Origin of the sequence: Bradyrhizobium sp. LA6.1 (assembly GCF_040547805.1) — a bacterium.
In the GTDB taxonomy this organism is placed as follows: Bacteria; Pseudomonadota; Alphaproteobacteria; order Rhizobiales; family Xanthobacteraceae; genus Bradyrhizobium; species Bradyrhizobium barranii.
The window spans coordinates 660,817-676,820 of the sequence record NZ_JBEPQK010000003.1; the positions used below are offsets into that span (position 1 = coordinate 660,817).

The window sequence follows — 16,004 nt, forward strand, 5'->3', positions numbered from 1 at the left end:
CTATGCGCTGGTCTCAAGGACCCAGCCCACCTCACACCAAACAAGAACCGGCCAAGGGCCGTCCAAGGGGATACAACATGCTCACGCGCCGTCATCTGATCGCGACCGCCGTCGCCGCACCCGCCATTCTTCGCTTCGGCACTGGTACCGCGCATGCCGCGACCACGCTGAAGATCTCGCATCAATTCCCGGGAGGGACCATCGACAAGGGCGACTTCCGCGACCGGCTCTGCCGCATGTTCGCGGCTGAAGTCGCCAAGCGCAGCAAAGGCGACATCGCCGCGGAAATCTATCCGAACTCCTCGCTGATCAAGACCAACGCCCAGTTCTCCGCGATGCGCAAGGGCGCGCTCGACATCAGCCTCTATCCGATGCCTTACGCCGGTGGCGAGCTGCCGGAGACCAATATCGGCCTGATGCCGGGCCTCGTGACCACCTACGACCAGGGCATGCGCTGGAAGAAGGCGCCGGTCGGCAAGGCGCTGACTGACTTCCTCGCCGACAAGGGCATCATCCTGCTCACCTGGGTGTGGCAGGCCGGCGGCGTCGCCAGCCGCTCCAAGCCGATCGTCGCTCCTGAAGATGCCAAGGGCATGAAGGTGCGCGGCGGCTCGCGCGAAATGGACATGGTGCTCCAGACCGCCGGCGCCTCGGTGCTCTCGGTGCCGTCGAACGAAATCTACGCGGCGATGCAGACCGGCGCCTGCGATGCCGGCATCACCTCCTCGACCAGCCTGATCTCGTTCCGGCTCGAAGAGGTCGCGAAGTCGCTGACCTCCGGTGCGGGTGCCTCCTACTGGTTCATGCTCGAGCCGCTGATGATGTCGAAGGCGATCTTCGACAAGCTGCCGAAGAACCAGCAGGACGTCCTGCTCGCGGTCGGCACCGAGCTCGAAGCCTTCGGCCGCAAGGGCGCGCAGGACGACGACGTCGAGGTCGCCAAGGTCTACGAGAAGGCCGGCGCCAAGGTCAGTGCGCTCGATGCCGCCACCGTCGGCAAATGGCGCGACATCGCCCGCGACACCGCGTGGAAGGACTACGGCGCCAAGACCGCGACCGCCGCCAACCTGCTCAAGCTCGCCTCCGACGTCGGCGCATGAGCCACGGTCCGCTTCCGGATCGTGACGACCAGGCGAACGCTGCCGCAGGGACCGGCCTTGCGGCGGCGATCGATCGCGGCCTCGCCGTCCTCAACACCATCATCGTCGTGTTCGCAGCGATCGCGCTGATCGCGGCCTGCGCCATCCTGAGCTACAGCGTGCTCAGCCGCGCTCTGTTCAAGGCCGCCAATTACTGGCAGGACGAGGCCGCCGTATTCCTCCTGGTCGGCGCCACCTTCATGACGGCGGCCTATGTGCAGCAGAACCGCGGCCATATCGGCATCGAGGCCTTTGTCGGCCTGCTGTCGCCGCTCGCGAACCGGATCAGGCTCTGGCTGGTCGATGCTGCGACGTTCCTGTTCTGCGCCTTTTTCGCCTGGAAGTCCTGGACGCTGACCCATGAAGCCTATGTCGACGGTCAGGTCTCAAACTCGATGTGGTCGCCGCCGCTCGCCATTCCCTATTCGCTGATGGCGCTCGGGATGAGCCTGCTCTGCATCCAGATCCTCGTGCAGCTTGCGCTGCCTTTCGCAGGAGCCAGGCGTCCATGAGCGTTTTCGGTATCGGCCTCGCCTACGGTATCGCGACGCTGGTCGTGATGTTCTCAGGCATGCCGATCGCGTTCGCGCTCGGCGCGGTCGCGGTCGTGTTCATGGGCATCTACATGCCGGCCGCGTCCCTGGATACGGTGACGCAGAACGTCTACGAGGAAATGGCCTCGATCACGCTGCTGTCGATCCCGCTCTTCATCCTGAAGGGCGCCGCGATCGGTAAATCGCGCGCCGGCCAGGATCTCTATTCGGCCCTGCATGCCTGGCTGCATCGCGTCCCCGGCGGCCTCGGCGTCGCCAACGTGTTCGCCTGTGCGCTGTTTGCGGCGATGGCGGGCTCCAGCCCCGCGACCTGCTCGGCGATCGGATCGGCCGGCATCCCCGAGATGCGCAAGCGCGGCTATTCCGGCGGATTTGCTGCCGGCATCATCGCGGCCGGCGGCACGCTCGGCATTCTGCTGCCGCCCTCGATCACGATGATCCTGTTCGCGGTCGCCGCCGAAAAATCGCTCGGCCGGCTCTTCCTCGCCGGGATCGGCCCCGGCCTGCTGCTGGTCTCGCTGTTCGGCGCCTATGCGGTGATCCGCTTCCGCCAGGAATATGCCGCGGCGCAGGCGATCTTTGAGAAAGGCGGGCCTGAGGCCGCGATCCTGGCCCGCGACGAATACACGCTGGCCGAACGCTTCAGCGTGCTGCCGCGTGTAATCCCCTTCGTGCTGCTGCTCACCGGCGTCATGATCGCGCTCTATGGCGGCTACGCGACGCCGTCGGAAACCGCCGGCCTCGGCGGCCTGCTCGCGCTGGCGCTGATCGCGGCGATCTACAGCGTGTGGCGGCCGAGCGACCTCGCCCCGATCTTGAAGTCGACGATCCGGGAATCGACCATGCTGATGATGATCATCGGCATGTCGCTGCTCTATTCCTACGTGATGAGCTATCTGCACATCTCGCAATCGGTCGCCGAATCCATCGTCGCGATGCACCTGCCGCGCTGGGAGCTGCTGTTCGCGATCCTCGTCATGGTCGTCGTGCTCGGCTTCTTCCTGCCGCCGGTCTCCATTATTCTCATGACCGCGCCGATCATCCTGCCGCCGCTCCGCGCCGCCAATTTCGACATCATCTGGTTCGGCGTAGTCATGACCATCGTGATGGAGATGGGGCTGATCCATCCGCCGGTCGGCCTCAACATCTTCGTCATCCGCAACGTCGCGCCGGACATTCCCCTGCGCGAGGTGATCTGGGGCACCCTGCCCTTCGTGCTGCTGATGATGCTCGCGGTGCTGCTGCTGTGCTTCTTCCCGGGAATTTCGACCGGCCTGCCGGACCTTGTGATGGGGCCGGACGGGAGCAGGTAGAGGCAATCGCAATTGCCGTAGGGTGGGCAAAGGCGCGCAGCGCCGTGCCCACCATCTCTCCTCGATCCCGATAAAAGTGGTGGGCACGCTTCGCTTTGCCCACCCTACGAGCCAACCCTAAGATCTCTACGATTTATCCTTCCGCCGTGCCTTCGGCGCGATCGTGCTGCCGGCCACCACCTGCAACAAATCCTTGCGCACGGCCTCGATGTGCCGCTCCAGGAAGCGGCAGGCCTCCTCGACCTTCTGCGCGCGGCAGAGCGCGATCAGATGGGCGTGCTCCTTCTCGGCTGTTCCCATCGCCTTGGTGTTGGAGAGCTGGAGGCGCGTGTAGCGGTCGCTGGTCTGGAGCAGCGACAGCACGATCGCGCGCGTACGCGGCTGCGGGGCGTGAACGTAGAGTGCCATGTGAAAATCGGCGTTGAGCTGGCCCCATTCGCTGACGTTACGCGCCTTGATCGCCTTCTCGAAGCTCTTGTGGATGTCATCGAGCCCGCTGAAATCATCGGCGGTGAAACGCGGCGCCGATTGCGCCAGGAGGCGCGGCTCCAAAATCCGACGCAGATCGAACACATCGTTGATCTCGTCCAGCGACAGCTCCGAGACGATCGCGCCCTTCTGCGGGACGATGCGCACCAGTCCTTCGGCCTCGAGCTGGAACAGCGCTTCGCGCACCGGGATGCGGCTGACGCCATAGGCCTCGCCAAGTGCGTCCTGCCGTAGCTGCGATCCGGCCGGATAGGTGCCGTCGAGGATCGCCTGCCTGAGCTGGTCGACGATCGCGGCCGACAGGGTGCGATGCTTCAGAGGCTGTTTCATCTGACCTTCTGTTGTCCTTCCCGACTCATCCGGCCGAAGCGGTCTCTCTCTTGCATGTTGAGGGGCCCAACAAAAGTGTGGGGCCCGGCAAAAGCCAGTGCCCAGCAAAAGCGCGTCCTGCCGCCGAAATGACCGCAATCTCCGTTTGACACGCAAAATGTATAAATTATACATTTGCCGATAGCACGAGATTTCTCAGGGGTCGGGGCCTCTTTCATGATCGAGCAGACGATGCCGGCCACGCGCGCATTCAGCGTTCGACACATGGTCGTCCGCGCGTCCAGTGCCCTGCTCGCCGTCGAGCGCGTCGCGCTGATGGGCCTGATGTACCTGCTCACCGGCCTGATCCTGGTGAACGTCGTCACCCGTTACGCGCGCTTCCCGATCTACTGGATCGATGAATCCGCGGTCTATTGCGTGGTCTGGCTGACCTTTGTCGGCGCCTCCGCGATGACGCGGCTGCGGCTCGATTTCGCGGTCACCATGCTGACGGAGCGTCTTTCGCCACGGCACCAGAAGATCGCAAAGGTGATCTCGACCGGCATGGTCGTCGCGTTCGGAATCGCACTGATCGTGACCTGCGTGCTCTGGATGGACCCGATTGGTCTCGCGCGCGCCGGCTTCGACGGGCGCAAGCTCGCGGCTGAGACCTTCAACTTTCTCTACACCGAGCACACCCAGACGCTGAACTGGCCGACCTGGGTGCTCTATTTGACGCTGCCGATCTTCGCGGTCTCGATGACCATCCACGGCCTTGCCAACCTGCTGGAAGATCTCGAACTGGTCCCGCGCACGCCGCCGAAGGGCTTTGCGCTCTCCGAACTCGACGGGGTCAACTGATGATCACGTCAGCCGCCTTCGTCGCGATCATGCTGGTCGGCGTACCGATCGGGCTTTGCCTGTGCCTTGCCGGCCTCGTCTACATCGCAGCATCCGGCAATCCGGTGCTGTTCCAGTCCTATCCGCTCCAGCTGTTCGGCGGCGTCGACAGCTACGGCCTGATCGCGATCCCACTCTTCATCCTGATCGGCGAGATCATGAACGGCGGCGGCATCACGCGGCGCATCGTCGACATGGCGATGGCCTTCGTCGGCTCGCTCAAGGGCGGGCTCGCCTACGTCAACATCCTCGCCAACATGTTCATCTCCTCGATCCTGGGATCGGCGACCGCGCAGGTCGCCATCATGGCGCAGATCATGGTCCCGGAGATGGAGAAGAAGGGCTACGACAAGACCTTCGCGGCGGGATTGACCGCCTATGGCGGCATGCTCGGGCCGATCATTCCGCCGTCGGTGATGTTCGTCGTCTACAGCGTGCTCGCGCAGGTCTCGGTCAGCGACATGCTGATCGCCGGCATCGTGCCGGGCGTGATCCTCACGGTGATGTTCTGCCTCGTCATCGCGCTGATGGGATATGTCTACAACTATCCCCGTGCCGATTATCAGACGCCGCGCCAACGCGTCATGACGATCCTGCGGACTTCACCCACCCTGCTGATTCCGATCGTCATCGTCGGCACCATCCTCAGCGGCCTCGCCAATGCGACGGAATCCGCCGCGGTCGGCGCGGTCGCCGCCGCGCTTGTCGGGAAATACTGGACCAAGGAGTTCGAATTCTCGCAGTTGCCGCAGATGATGCTGCGCAGCGCCATCTATTCGGCGATCGTGCTGTTCCTGGTCGCGGCCGCGGCGGTGTTCTCCTGGGTCCTGATCTTCGGCAAGGTGCCGCAGGAAACCGCCGGCTGGATCCAGTCCGCCGCCAAGGACCCGGTCAGCTTCATGCTGATCTGCAACGTCATCCTGCTGATCATCGGCACGGTGATCGATGGCATTCCCGGCCTGATCATGACGGTGCCGATCCTGCTGCCGGTTGCAACCGACGTCTACCACATCGATCCCAGGCATTTCGGCGTCGTGGTGGTGATCAACCTCGTGCTCGGCCTGCTGTCGCCGCCGGTCGGGCTCTGCTTCTTCGTCGCGGCCGCCGTCACCGGCGCCAAGCCCGGCAAGATGTTCATGGTGACGCTGCCGTTCTTCGTCATCTCCTGCGTCCTGCTGGTGCTGCTCTCGCTCTACCCCTCGCTCTCGCTGATCCTCATCAAATAGGCCCGTTCAAAAGGAAGCCCGACCATGCCGCTTTCACGCCGCCGATTTCTCGCCGCCAGTACCGCCGCCTCGGTGTTCGCACCGTCGCTGGCGCTTGCCCAGGCCAAGGAATTCCGCCTCGGCCTGATCACGCCGAACGGCCATTCCTGGAACAAGGCGGCGCTCAAGTTCGGCGACGATCTCAAGGCGGCCACCAACGGCCGGCTCACCCTGACCGTGTTCCATTCCGGCCAGCTCGGCAACGAGCCCGCGATGATGCAGCAATTGCAGTCCGGCGCGCTCGACATGGGCTTCATCCAGGCCGCCGAGCTCGGCTCGCGCGTGCCACACATCGCCGCGATCAATGCGCCCTATATCGTCAGCTCGACGCCTGCGGTCGCGAAATTCGTGCGGCATCCGGCGGCGGTGAAGCTGTTCGATGTGCTGCCGCAGGAGACCGGTACCATCGGCCTCGGTTGGGGCATCACCGGCATGCGCGCGGTGTTCTCCTCGAAGGACCTGAACTCGCTCGCCGACATCAAGGGCATGAAGCTGCGCATCAACCCGACGCCGGTCTATCGCGATTTCTATTCCTCACTCGGTGCCGCGCCGACGCCGATCCCGACCCCACAGGTGTTCGACGCCATGGCCAACGGCCAGGTCGACGGCCTCGAGGCCGATCTCGAATTCTCCTGGAACCAGCGCTTCGACAAGGTCTCGAAGGTGATCCTGCAGATGAACGCCGTCTTCATGCCGATGGCCGCGGTCGTTTCCGGTCGGGTCTGGCAGACGCTCCCCGCAGCCGACCGCGAGCTGATTGCCAAGACGGTGAAGTCGACGCTGGACGCGCAGATCGACGAGTTGGCCTCCAACGAGCCCGCGCTGATCGAGAATTTCAAGAACGCGCCGATCCCGATCCGCCAGGTCCCGCCCGGCGACACCGAGGCTGTCATCGCCGAGTTCGACAAGATCTGGCTGCCCAAGGCACCTGTTCTCGCCGAGCTGCGCAAGGTCGGCGCGACGCTCTGATCCCATTCGCCATCCTCTTCACAACAGCCGGCGGCCCCAGCCCCCGACGGCAAACTCACTTGGAGTCACATCATGAGCCGCCGCGTTTCCTGGGAAGGCGTCTTCCCGGCCGTCACCACGCAATTCCACGACGATCTCTCGCTCGACATCGACGCGACCGCCAAGGTCATGGACGGGTTGATCCGCGACGGCGTCTCCGGCCTGATCGTCTGCGGCTCGGTCGGCGAGAACACCTCGCTGGAGCGCAAGGAGAAGGTCGCGATCATGGAGACGGCGAAGTCCGTCGCGAAAGGCCGCGTGCCCGTGCTGTGCGGCATCGCCGAATTCACCACGGCCTTCGCGGTCGAGACGGCGAAGGAAGCCGCCCGCGTCGGCATCGACGGCGTCATGGTGATGCCGGCGCTGGTTTATTCGTCGAAGCCGCACGAGACCGCCGCGCATTTCCGTGCGGTTGCCAGCGCGACCGACCTGCCGGTGATGCTCTATAACAACCCGCCGATCTACAAGAACGACGTCACCCCCGACATCCTGGCCTCGCTCGCCGACGTCGAGACCGTCGTCTGCTTCAAGGACTCCTCGGGCGACACGCGGCGCTTCATCGACACCAGGAACATGGTCGGCGACCGCTTCGTGCTGTTCGCAGGGCTGGACGACGTCATCGTCGAGAGCATCGCCATGGGCGCTGTGGGCTGGGTCTCCGGCATGTCCAACGCCTTCCCGCGCGAGGGCGAGACGCTGTTTCGTCTTGCCAAGGCCGGCCGCTTTGCCGAGGCCATGCCGATCTACGAATGGTTCATGCCGCTGCTGCATCTCGATGCGCGCCCCGACCTCGTCCAGTGCATCAAGCTGTGCGAGCACATCATGGGCCGCGGCACCGCGCTGACCCGTCCGCCCCGCCTCGCCCTGCTGCCGCAGGAGAAGGTCGAGGTTGAGGCCATGATGGCCAAGGCACTCAAGAACCGGCCGCGCCTGCCGGATGTCGGGCTGAAGGCGGCCTAGGCGGAGGTCTCGTAGGGTGGGCAAAGCGGAAGCGTGCCCACCATTCGCAGATTCAATCGACGAGAGATGGTGGGCACGGCGCTACGCGCCTTTGCCCACCCTACGAAGCCGCCCGCTTCTTCTTCGCGTTGAGCGCGGAGGCTACGCGGCTCACGGGCGGCTTGCCCAGCACGCCGCTCATCTCGTTCGTGGCCGCCAGCAGCTTGTCCATGTCTACACCGGTTCTGACGCCCATGCCTTCGAGCATGTAAACGACGTCCTCGGTCGCGACGTTACCGGTCGCGCCCGGCGCGTAGGGGCAGCCGCCAAGGCCGCCGGCGGCGGCATCGATGACGCGGACGCCCTCCTCCAGGCCGGCATAGAGATTGGCGAGTGCCTGGCCGTAGGTGTCGTGGAAATGCATCGCGAGTTTTGCCGGCGGGATATTGGCGCTAACCGCGCGAAGCATCTCCTTGGCCTTATCAGGCGTGCCAACGCCAATGGTGTCGCCGAGCGAGATCTCGTAGCAGCCAAGCTCCCACAGCGTGTTGGCGAGATCGGCGACCGCCTTCGGCTTGATCGCGCCGTCGAACGGGCAGCCCAGCACGCAGGAGATATAGCCGCGGACCCTGACGCCATCCGCCTGGGCGCGCGCCAGCACCGGCTTGAAGCGCTCGATGGACTCCGCGACCGTGCAGTTGATATTGGCGCGCGAAAACCCTTCCGAGGCCGCCGCGAACACGGAGACGACTTGCGCGCCGGCAGCGCGCGCGGCGTCATAGCCCTTCTCGTTCGGCACCAGCACGTGGAATTCGGCGCCCTTGACGTGGCTGACGCCGCGCAGCACGGCGTCCGAGCTCGCCATTTGCGGGATCGCCTTGGGCGACACGAAGGCGCCGACCTCGACCGTGGTGAGGCCAGCGGCGACGAGCGCCTCGATGAAGGCGATGCGGGCCTCGACGTTGACGGGCGTCTTCTCGTTCTGGAGGCCGTCGCGCGGCCCCATTTCGATGATGCGGACGGGATCGCTCATCTCACTCTCCCGATGGCTCGACCACGGCGAGCTCGACGCCCTCCTGGACGATGTCTCCAACCTTGCATTTGATTGATTTCAGCACGCCGGCGTAGGGCGCGCGCAGCGTCTGCTCCATCTTCATCACTTCCAGGGTGAGGATCGGCGCGCCCTTGTCGAGCTTGGCGCCCTCCTCGGCCAGCACGGCGACGACGGTGCCCGGCAGCGGCGCCGCGATCTTGTCCTCTCCGACATGCTCTTCGCTCTCGCCGCCGAACGGATCGACCCAATGCAGGTCGAAGCGGCCGTTGCGTGTGCGCAAATAGAGCTCGTGACCGTCGATCACGGCTGCGACCTGTGATTTGACGCCATCAAGCGTCAGATCGAAGCCACCATCCTTCGGCACGACGGCAAACGCTAGCTCGCGGTCGCCGATCACCAGCGTCGACGGGCCGCTGCCATAGTTCAGCGTGATCTTCTGTTCAGGTCCATGGCCGACGCGGAAGGCAAAGTTGCGCTGGCGGCGACCGACCGGCATCCAGCCGAAGGTCTGCCAGGGCGAACTCGCCTCGTCTTGCGCGGACTGCCGCTCGTCGTTGATAACAGTGGCGACTGCTGCGCACAGCTCGAGCTCGCCGGGTGCCGGCGGGGCCTGCGTCAGCACTGCCAGCTCGCGCTCGATGAAGCCGGTGTCGATCGCATTGGTCCGCACCTTCGGGTGCGTCATCAGCGCCGACAGGAACGGGATGTTGGTGACGATGCCGCGGACGTCGGACTCTTGCAGCCCGCGGTTCAGCCGCTCGATCGCGACGTCCCGCGTCGGCGCCCACGCGATCATTTTTGCGAGCATGGCATCGTAATAGGGCGAGACCGTATCGCCTTCGCGATAGCCGGCGTCGATGCGCAAGCCGCCGGTTTCCGCCGGCAGGCGCCAGGTCGAGATCCTGCCGACCGACGGCATGAAGTTCTTGGTTGGGTTTTCGGCGTAGACGCGCGCTTCGACCGCGTGGCCATTGAGCCGGATCTCGTCCTGTTTCAGCGGCAGCGCCTCGCCGAAGGCGACGCGCAGCTGCCATTCGACCAGATCGATGCCGGTGATCAGCTCGGTCACGGGATGCTCGACCTGAAGGCGCGTGTTCATCTCGATGAAGAACACGTCCTTGCCGTCGGAGACGAACTCGATCGTGCCGGCGCCAACATAGTTGACCGCGCCCGCCGCCTTTCGCGCGGCGGCGCAGACGGTCTCGCGCTGGGCAGGATTGAGCGTCGGCGACGGCGCCTCCTCGATCACCTTCTGGTGCCGGCGCTGCAACGTGCATTCGCGCTCGAACAGCGACAGCAGATTGCCGTGGCTGTCGCCGATGATCTGCACCTCGATGTGGCGGGGATTGTCGACATATTTTTCGATCAGCATGCGGTCGTCGCCGAACGCGGCCTTGGCCTCGCGCTTGGCGCTGACGATCGCCGGCCCAAGCTCGTCCGCCGAGCGCACGATGCGCATGCCGCGGCCGCCACCACCGGCGGACGCCTTCACCAGGATCGGGAAGCCGATCTTGTCCGCGGCCTTCGAAAGCGTCGCCTCGTCCTGGGCCTCGCCGTGATAGCCGGGCACCAGCGGCACGCCGGCCTTCTCCATCAGCTCCTTGGAGCCGGACTTCGAGCCCATCGCCGTCATCATCGCGGCGGTCGGGCCGACGAACACCAGGCCCGCCTCCAGGCACGCCCGCGCGAACTCGGCATTTTCGGACAGGAAACCGTAGCCGGGATGCACGGCTTCCGCGCCGGTCTTTCGCGCGGCCTCGATCAGCCGCTCGACACTGAGGTAGCTGTCGCGCGCCCGCGCCGGACCGAGCAGCACGGCTTCATCTGCGAGCGCGACATGCATCGCGTCGCGGTCGGCCTCGGAATAGACCGCGACCGTGCGCAGGCCCATGGCTCGCGCGGTGCGGATGACGCGGCAGGCGATCTCGCCGCGGTTGGCGATCAGGAGCGTGCGAAAACGCCGGTAGAGCATTGAACGGTCCATCGCATCACATCCTGAACAGGCCGAATTTCGTAGGCTCGATCGGCGCATTCGACGCCGCCGAGAGGCCGAGGCCGAGCACGAGGCGGGTGTCGGCCGGGTCGATCACGCCGTCGTCCCACAGGCGCGCGGTCGCGTAATACGGATGCCCCTGGCTCTCATATTGCGCGCGGATTGGCTCGCGGAACTTATCTTCCTCTTCTTTCGACCAGCTATCGCCCTTGGCCTCGATATTGTCGCGCCGGACCTGGCTCAGCACCATCGAGGCCTGCTCGCCGCCCATCACCGAGATGCGCGCGTTCGGCCACATCCAGAGGAAGCGCGGCGAGTAGGCGCGGCCGCACATGCCGTAATTGCCGGCGCCGTAGGAGCCGCCGATCACGACGGTAAATTTCGGCACCGAGGCGGTCGCTACCGCCGTGACGAGCTTGGCGCCGTCGCGCGCGATGCCGCCGGCCTCGTACTTCTTGCCGACCATGAAGCCGGTGATGTTCTGCAGGAACACAAGCGGAATGCCGCGCTGGCAGCACAGCTCGATGAAATGCGCGCCCTTCAGCGAGCTCTCGCTGAACAGGATGCCGTTGTTGGCGATGATACCGACCGGATAGCCCCAGACATGGGCGAAGCCGCAGACCAGCGTCGTGCCGTAGAGTTTTTTGAACTCGTCGAACTCCGAGCCGTCGACGATGCGGGCGATGATGTCACGGACGTCGAACGGCTTTCGGCCGTCGACCGGCACCACGCCGTAGATCTCTTCCGCCGCAAACAGCGGATCGCGCGGCTTGCGCATGTTGAGGTTCGGCTGCACCGACGGCTTCAGCGTGCCGACGATGCGCCGGGCGATGCCGATCGCATGGGCATCGTTCTGGGCGTAGTGGTCGGTCACGCCCGACTGCCGCGAATGCACGTCGGCGCCGCCGAGCTCCTCGGCACTCACCACCTCGCCGGTCGCAGCCTTCACGAGCGGCGGGCCGCCGAGGAAGATGGTGCCCTGGTTGCGGACGATGATGCTCTCGTCCGACATCGCGGGGACATAGGCGCCGCCGGCGGTGCAGGAGCCCATCACGATCGCGATCTGCGGGATGCCCTGCGACGACATCTGGGCCTGGTTGTAGAAGATGCGGCCGAAATGGCGCTCGTCCGGAAAGATCTCATCCTGAAGCGGCAGGAAGGCGCCGCCGGAATCGACCATGTAGACGCAGGGAAGATTGTTCTGCCGCGCCACGTCCTGCGCGCGCAGATGCTTCTTCACCGTCATCGGATAATAGGTGCCGCCCTTGATTGTGGCGTCGTTGGCGACGATCACGCATTCGCGGCCTGAGATGCGCCCGACGCCGGTGATGACGCTCGCCGAATGCACGTCACCGCCATAGAGGCCGTACGCCGCCAGCGGCGACAGCTCCATGAACGAGGTGCCGGGATCGACCAGCAGGTCGACGCGCTCGCGCGCCAGCATCTTGCCGCGCGAGGTATGGCGGTTGCGCGAGACCTCGCCGCCGCCGCCGGCGACCTGGCTCAGTTTTTCTCGCAAGTCCGCGACAAGCCCGCGCATGGCCTCGGAATTGCGCGCAAAGTCCGATGAAGACGTATCGATGCTGGAATGGAGCGGCATGTTGATTCCAATGAGGTGAAGGTTTCAGGCCGTCTCGGACATCAGCTCGCGGCCGATCAGCATGCGACGCACTTCCGAGGTGCCGGCGCCGATCTCGTAGAGTTTTGCGTCGCGCCAGAGACGTCCGACTGGAAACTCGGAGGTATAGCCGACGCCGCCCAGCGCCTGGATCGCCTCGCCGGCCATCCACGTCGCCTTCTCCGCGGAATAGAGGATCGCGGCCGCCGCATCCTTGCGCAGCGTGCGGGCGTGGTCGGCCCGGTCGCAGGCGCGCCCGACCGCATAGACGTAGGCGCGCGCCGACTGCCAGGTCGCATACATGTCGGCGAGCTTGCCCTGCATCAGCTGGAAGTCGCCGATCGGCTGGCCGAACTGTTTTCGTTCATGCATGTAGGGCACCACGGCGTCCATGCAGGCCGCCATGATGCCGAGCGGGCCGCCCGACAGCACCGTGCGCTCGTAATCGAGGCCGGACATCAGCACCTTGACGCCCTCGCCGACCTTGCCGAGCACGTTCTCCTCGGGCACCTCGCACTCGTCGAAGAACAGCGGATAGGTGTTGGAGCCGCGCATGCCGAGCTTGTCGAGATGCTGGCCGTGGGTGAAACCCTTGAAGCCCTTTTCGATCAGGAAGGCGGTCATGCCGCGCGGGCCCGCCTCCGGATTGGTCTTGGCGTAGACGACCAGCACGTCGGCGTCGCCGCCATTGGTGATCCACATCTTCGAGCCGTTGAGGACATAGCGGTCGCCGCGCTTGTCTGCGCGCAGCTTCATCGAGACGACGTCGGAGCCCGCGCCGGGCTCGGACATCGCGAGCGCGCCGACATATTCGCCGGAGATCAGTTTCGGCAGATAGCGCGCGCGCTGCGCGTCGTTGCCGTTGCGGCGGATCTGGTTGAGGCAGAGGTTGGAATGGGCGCCGTAGGACAGCCCCACGGCGGCCGAGCCCCGCGAAATCTCCTCCATGGCGACGATATGGGCGAGATAGCCCATGCTGGAGCCGCCATATTGCTCCGGCGCGGTCATGCCGAGCAGGCCGAGGTCGCCAAAGCGCTTCCAGAGGTCGGCCGGGAACAGATTGGCCTTCTCGATCTCGGCGGCGCGCGGGGCGATCTCCGCCTCCACGAAGGCGCGCAGCGTGTCGCGCAGCATGCTGATGTCTTCGCCCAGATCGAAATCGATGCTCGGGATGTTCAAGGCGATTCCTCCGTATTCTTGTCGGGTCCGAACCTACCCCCGCCCGGGCGTCCCAGCGGTCGAAAAGGTTGCATTTTCCGCCAAGTTTGGCGAGGATTTTTCATGCCCTTTCAAGCCGCGACCGCGACGCCCCGCCGCGCCATGACCCCAGCCGCCTTCGTCCGCGGCGTGGTTGCCGCTTATGCCCTTTACGGGCGGGATCCGGCCGAAGCCTTGGGCAAGGGGCAGGTCACCGAGGACCTTGTTCGATCCCGGGACGGACGGGTGACGGCGGCCCAGTTCGAGGCGCTGGCCGGCCATGCCATGCGCGAGCTCGACGACGAGGCGCTCGGCTGGTTCTCGCGCCGGCTGCCTTGGGGAACCTATGGCATGCTGTGCCGCGCCTCGATCACCGCCCCCAATCTCGAAGTCGCGCTAAAACGCTGGTGCCGGCATCATCGCCTGCTGACCGAGGACGTGCTGTTCGAGCTCTCGCTTGGTGATGAGACCGCGACCATCTCCATTCGCGAGCAGCGCGACCTTGGCCCGTTGCGTGAATTCTGCCTGGTCACCCTGCTCCGCTATGTCCTCGGCTTTTCCTGCTGGGCCGTCGATTCCGCGATCGCGCTGCGTGCGGCCGAGTTTCCCTATTCCGAGCCGGGCCACGTCTCGGTCTATCCGACGATCTTCTGCAGGCATTTGAGCTTTGATGCGGACGGCGCCCGCATCGTGTTCGACAAACATTATCTCTCTCTGCCGCTGACCCGCAGCCCCGCCGATCTCGACAGCATGCTCAAGGGCGCGCTGCGGCTCACCGTGCTGCCCTACCGGCGCGACCGGCTGCTGGTCGAGCGCGTCCGCCGCGTGCTGCGCAATGCACGCGGACGCATTCTCGGCGCCGAGGATGTCGCAAGCGAGCTGGCGCTCTCCACCCGCACCATGCATCGGCGCTTGCGCGAGGAAGCGACCTCGCTGCGCGATCTCAAGGAAGAGGCAAAGTTCGAGCTCGCCAAGCAGGAGCTGATGCGCGGCCGCGCCCCCATCAAGCGGATCGCGGAGATCGCCGGCTTCCGCAACGAGAAGAGCTTTTCGCGCGCCTTCCGCACCTGGACCGGCGCCTCCCCGCGCGAGTTTCGCGAGCGCTATCGCTGAGGCGCGGCGTCACCTGCTTGTCATAAATTGACGTCCTCCGAGATCACTCTCGGAGGACGCAATCTCTCGGATCACGTCGCGATCTCAGGCGTTAGTTCTGCGCGCCCTGGCGAGCCTTGGGCTGCTTCGTCTGCTTCGGCTGGAAGGCGAGCGCATCGTTGCTAGTCTTGGCGCCGCCGGCCTGCGAGCACGTGCCGCCGATGCCACCGGCCGCCTGACGGCAGGCTTCCATCGTCGGATAGCCGCAGCCGTGAGCGGCCTGGGCGCCGTTGGTGATGCAATAATCGTCGGCCTTCGCAGCCGGCGCCGACAGAACAAAAAACGCAGACGCAAACAGCGTCGCAGCAGAGGCTGCGATCGTCTTCGAAGTCGATGTCATGATGTCTTTTCCTGCTTAGGGTCCCACAAAAGCATCCCCGGCGTGCGACGCAGACCGAGGTTCACACCCTGCATCTAGGCAGCGCAAAGATGCCGACAATCACGGTTGCGCGCATTGCAGTCCTGCCTAAATCACATGTCACAGTTAGGTGAGTTACTAAGCTATTATAACTATCCGAATCGACCGCACCGCGCGCAAGCGCCCCCGACTTCGGAACTTCAGTAGAGAGACTTGAACGCCCTATCCGACGGGTGCCGCCACTACATCCTGTAACGGCAGCGGCACATCCTTCGCGACGCCCAGCACCGGAAAGCTGCGGACGTTCTTCACATCAGGCATCGCGGCGAAATGCAGCAGCTGTTGGCGCATGCTCTCGACGTTCGGCGCGACGCATTTCAGCAGGTAGTCGGTGTCGCCTGAAATCCGCCAGCACTGCTGGATGCGCGGGATCGCGGCAATCGAGCTCTCGAACGCCTCCAGCACCGGCTGGGCCTGGCTTACGAGCTGGATCGAGACGAACGACACCACCTCATAGCCGAGCAGCCGCTCGTCGATGACGGCGCGGACCGCCCGGATCACGCCGCGGCTGAACAGCAGTTTCAGCCGCCGCAGGCAATTGGGCGCGGACACGCCGACCCGCAGTGCCAGCTCGTTGTTGCGCACCCGACCGTCCTGCTGCAGCTCGGATAAGATCTTCAGATCGACGCCGTCGAGCTGGTCACGCCCGGCCATCC

Annotated in this window: 15 protein-coding genes; 8 read left to right on the top strand and 7 right to left on the bottom strand. The window is 65.1% G+C overall.

Going from position 1 to position 16,004, the window contains the following annotated elements; genetic code table 11:
• The first annotated feature begins 77 nt into the window (after window positions 1-77).
• From ABIB99_RS10305 to ABIB99_RS10315, 3 genes are read left to right on the top strand one after another with little or no spacing between them, the layout of a single operon-like run.
• A complete protein-coding gene (locus ABIB99_RS10305; protein ID WP_063983435.1) occupies window positions 78-1,100 on the top strand; it encodes a TRAP transporter substrate-binding protein in 1,023 nt (340 codons plus the stop codon).
• Window positions 1,097-1,651 carry a TRAP transporter small permease gene (locus ABIB99_RS10310; RefSeq protein ID WP_063983436.1) on the top strand — a complete coding sequence of 185 codons (555 nt, stop codon included), beginning with the start codon at window positions 1,097-1,099 and terminating at the stop codon, window positions 1,649-1,651. Before ABIB99_RS10305 ends, ABIB99_RS10310 begins: the two co-directional genes overlap by 4 nt.
• On the top strand, window positions 1,648-3,006 hold the full coding sequence (locus ABIB99_RS10315; RefSeq protein ID WP_063983437.1) for a TRAP transporter large permease: 1,359 nt from the start codon (window positions 1,648-1,650) through the stop codon (window positions 3,004-3,006). The genes ABIB99_RS10310 and ABIB99_RS10315 overlap by 4 nt, the downstream gene beginning before the upstream one ends.
• Window positions 3,007-3,132: 126 nt before the next feature.
• On the opposite strand, the gene ABIB99_RS10320 is transcribed toward ABIB99_RS10315, so the two are convergent.
• Window positions 3,133-3,825: a GntR family transcriptional regulator gene (locus ABIB99_RS10320; protein ID WP_354175701.1), complete on the bottom strand. Its 693-nt coding sequence runs from the start codon at window positions 3,823-3,825 to the stop codon at window positions 3,133-3,135.
• Window positions 3,826-4,056: 231 nt separating this feature from the next.
• Between ABIB99_RS10320 and ABIB99_RS10325 the strand changes: the two genes are divergently transcribed.
• The 4 genes from ABIB99_RS10325 to ABIB99_RS10340 all read left to right on the top strand — a co-directional run bounded on the left by ABIB99_RS10325 (window position 4,057) and on the right by ABIB99_RS10340 (window position 7,937).
• Window positions 4,057-4,665 (top strand): TRAP transporter small permease, encoded by a 609-nt coding sequence (locus ABIB99_RS10325; protein WP_354175736.1) that lies wholly within the window; start codon window positions 4,057-4,059, stop codon window positions 4,663-4,665.
• Window positions 4,665-5,930 (top strand): TRAP transporter large permease, encoded by a 1,266-nt coding sequence (locus ABIB99_RS10330; RefSeq protein ID WP_028161334.1) that lies wholly within the window; start codon window positions 4,665-4,667, stop codon window positions 5,928-5,930. Before ABIB99_RS10325 ends, ABIB99_RS10330 begins: the two co-directional genes overlap by 1 nt.
• A gap of 24 nt (window positions 5,931-5,954) precedes the next feature.
• On the top strand, window positions 5,955-6,938 hold the full coding sequence (locus tag ABIB99_RS10335) for a TRAP transporter substrate-binding protein (RefSeq protein WP_354175703.1): 984 nt from the start codon (window positions 5,955-5,957) through the stop codon (window positions 6,936-6,938).
• A gap of 72 nt (window positions 6,939-7,010) precedes the next feature.
• A complete protein-coding gene (locus tag ABIB99_RS10340; protein WP_354175705.1) occupies window positions 7,011-7,937 on the top strand; it encodes a dihydrodipicolinate synthase family protein in 927 nt (308 codons plus the stop codon).
• A gap of 100 nt (window positions 7,938-8,037) precedes the next feature.
• On the opposite strand, the gene ABIB99_RS10345 is transcribed toward ABIB99_RS10340, so the two are convergent.
• The 4 genes from ABIB99_RS10345 to ABIB99_RS10360 are packed head-to-tail and all read right to left on the bottom strand — an operon-like array spanning window position 8,038 to window position 13,715.
• Window positions 8,038-8,949: a hydroxymethylglutaryl-CoA lyase gene (locus ABIB99_RS10345; RefSeq protein WP_354175706.1), complete on the bottom strand. Its 912-nt coding sequence runs from the start codon at window positions 8,947-8,949 to the stop codon at window positions 8,038-8,040.
• 1 nt (window position 8,950) lies between these two features.
• Window positions 8,951-10,954, bottom strand: coding sequence for an acetyl/propionyl/methylcrotonyl-CoA carboxylase subunit alpha (locus ABIB99_RS10350; RefSeq protein WP_354175707.1), 2,004 nt, complete (start codon window positions 10,952-10,954; stop codon window positions 8,951-8,953).
• Between the two features lie 4 nt (window positions 10,955-10,958).
• Window positions 10,959-12,563 carry a carboxyl transferase domain-containing protein gene (locus ABIB99_RS10355; protein WP_354175708.1) on the bottom strand — a complete coding sequence of 535 codons (1,605 nt, stop codon included), beginning with the start codon at window positions 12,561-12,563 and terminating at the stop codon, window positions 10,959-10,961.
• 24 nt (window positions 12,564-12,587) lie between these two features.
• Window positions 12,588-13,715 (bottom strand): isovaleryl-CoA dehydrogenase, encoded by a 1,128-nt coding sequence (locus tag ABIB99_RS10360; RefSeq protein ID WP_502917494.1) that lies wholly within the window; start codon window positions 13,713-13,715, stop codon window positions 12,588-12,590.
• Window positions 13,716-13,862: 147 nt separating this feature from the next.
• Between ABIB99_RS10360 and ABIB99_RS10365 the strand changes: the two genes are divergently transcribed.
• Window positions 13,863-14,891, top strand: a complete 1,029-nt coding sequence (locus ABIB99_RS10365; protein ID WP_354175711.1) for an AraC family transcriptional regulator — start codon at window positions 13,863-13,865, stop codon at window positions 14,889-14,891.
• Window positions 14,892-14,982: 91 nt separating this feature from the next.
• Here ABIB99_RS10365 and ABIB99_RS10370 read toward each other — a convergent pair whose 3' ends face one another.
• Together ABIB99_RS10370 and ABIB99_RS10375 are read right to left on the bottom strand one after the other, a co-directional pair.
• On the bottom strand, window positions 14,983-15,270 hold the full coding sequence (locus tag ABIB99_RS10370; protein ID WP_063983447.1) for a DUF3551 domain-containing protein: 288 nt from the start codon (window positions 15,268-15,270) through the stop codon (window positions 14,983-14,985).
• A 240-nt stretch (window positions 15,271-15,510) separates the two neighbouring features.
• A complete protein-coding gene (locus tag ABIB99_RS10375; protein ID WP_135213563.1) occupies window positions 15,511-16,002 on the bottom strand; it encodes an Lrp/AsnC family transcriptional regulator in 492 nt (163 codons plus the stop codon).
• Between the last annotated feature and the right edge of the window lie 2 nt (window positions 16,003-16,004).

Coding starts and splice junctions, on each gene's coding strand:
- ABIB99_RS10305 (WP_063983435.1), top strand. CDS start 78: ATGCTCACGCGCCGTCATCTGATCGCGACCGCCGTCGCCGCACCCGCC.
- ABIB99_RS10310 (WP_063983436.1), top strand. CDS start 1,097: ATGAGCCACGGTCCGCTTCCGGATCGTGACGACCAGGCGAACGCTGCC.
- ABIB99_RS10315 (WP_063983437.1), top strand. CDS start 1,648: ATGAGCGTTTTCGGTATCGGCCTCGCCTACGGTATCGCGACGCTGGTC.
- ABIB99_RS10320 (WP_354175701.1), bottom strand. CDS start 3,825: ATGAAACAGCCTCTGAAGCATCGCACCCTGTCGGCCGCGATCGTCGAC.
- ABIB99_RS10325 (WP_354175736.1), top strand. CDS start 4,057: ATGCCGGCCACGCGCGCATTCAGCGTTCGACACATGGTCGTCCGCGCG.
- ABIB99_RS10330 (WP_028161334.1), top strand. CDS start 4,665: ATGATCACGTCAGCCGCCTTCGTCGCGATCATGCTGGTCGGCGTACCG.
- ABIB99_RS10335 (WP_354175703.1), top strand. CDS start 5,955: ATGCCGCTTTCACGCCGCCGATTTCTCGCCGCCAGTACCGCCGCCTCG.
- ABIB99_RS10340 (WP_354175705.1), top strand. CDS start 7,011: ATGAGCCGCCGCGTTTCCTGGGAAGGCGTCTTCCCGGCCGTCACCACG.
- ABIB99_RS10345 (WP_354175706.1), bottom strand. CDS start 8,949: ATGAGCGATCCCGTCCGCATCATCGAAATGGGGCCGCGCGACGGCCTC.
- ABIB99_RS10350 (WP_354175707.1), bottom strand. CDS start 10,954: ATGGACCGTTCAATGCTCTACCGGCGTTTTCGCACGCTCCTGATCGCC.
- ABIB99_RS10355 (WP_354175708.1), bottom strand. CDS start 12,563: ATGCCGCTCCATTCCAGCATCGATACGTCTTCATCGGACTTTGCGCGC.
- ABIB99_RS10360 (WP_502917494.1), bottom strand. CDS start 13,715: ATGCTGCGCGACACGCTGCGCGCCTTCGTGGAGGCGGAGATCGCCCCG.
- ABIB99_RS10365 (WP_354175711.1), top strand. CDS start 13,863: ATGCCCTTTCAAGCCGCGACCGCGACGCCCCGCCGCGCCATGACCCCA.
- ABIB99_RS10370 (WP_063983447.1), bottom strand. CDS start 15,270: ATGACATCGACTTCGAAGACGATCGCAGCCTCTGCTGCGACGCTGTTT.
- ABIB99_RS10375 (WP_135213563.1), bottom strand. CDS start 16,002: ATGGCCGGGCGTGACCAGCTCGACGGCGTCGATCTGAAGATCTTATCC.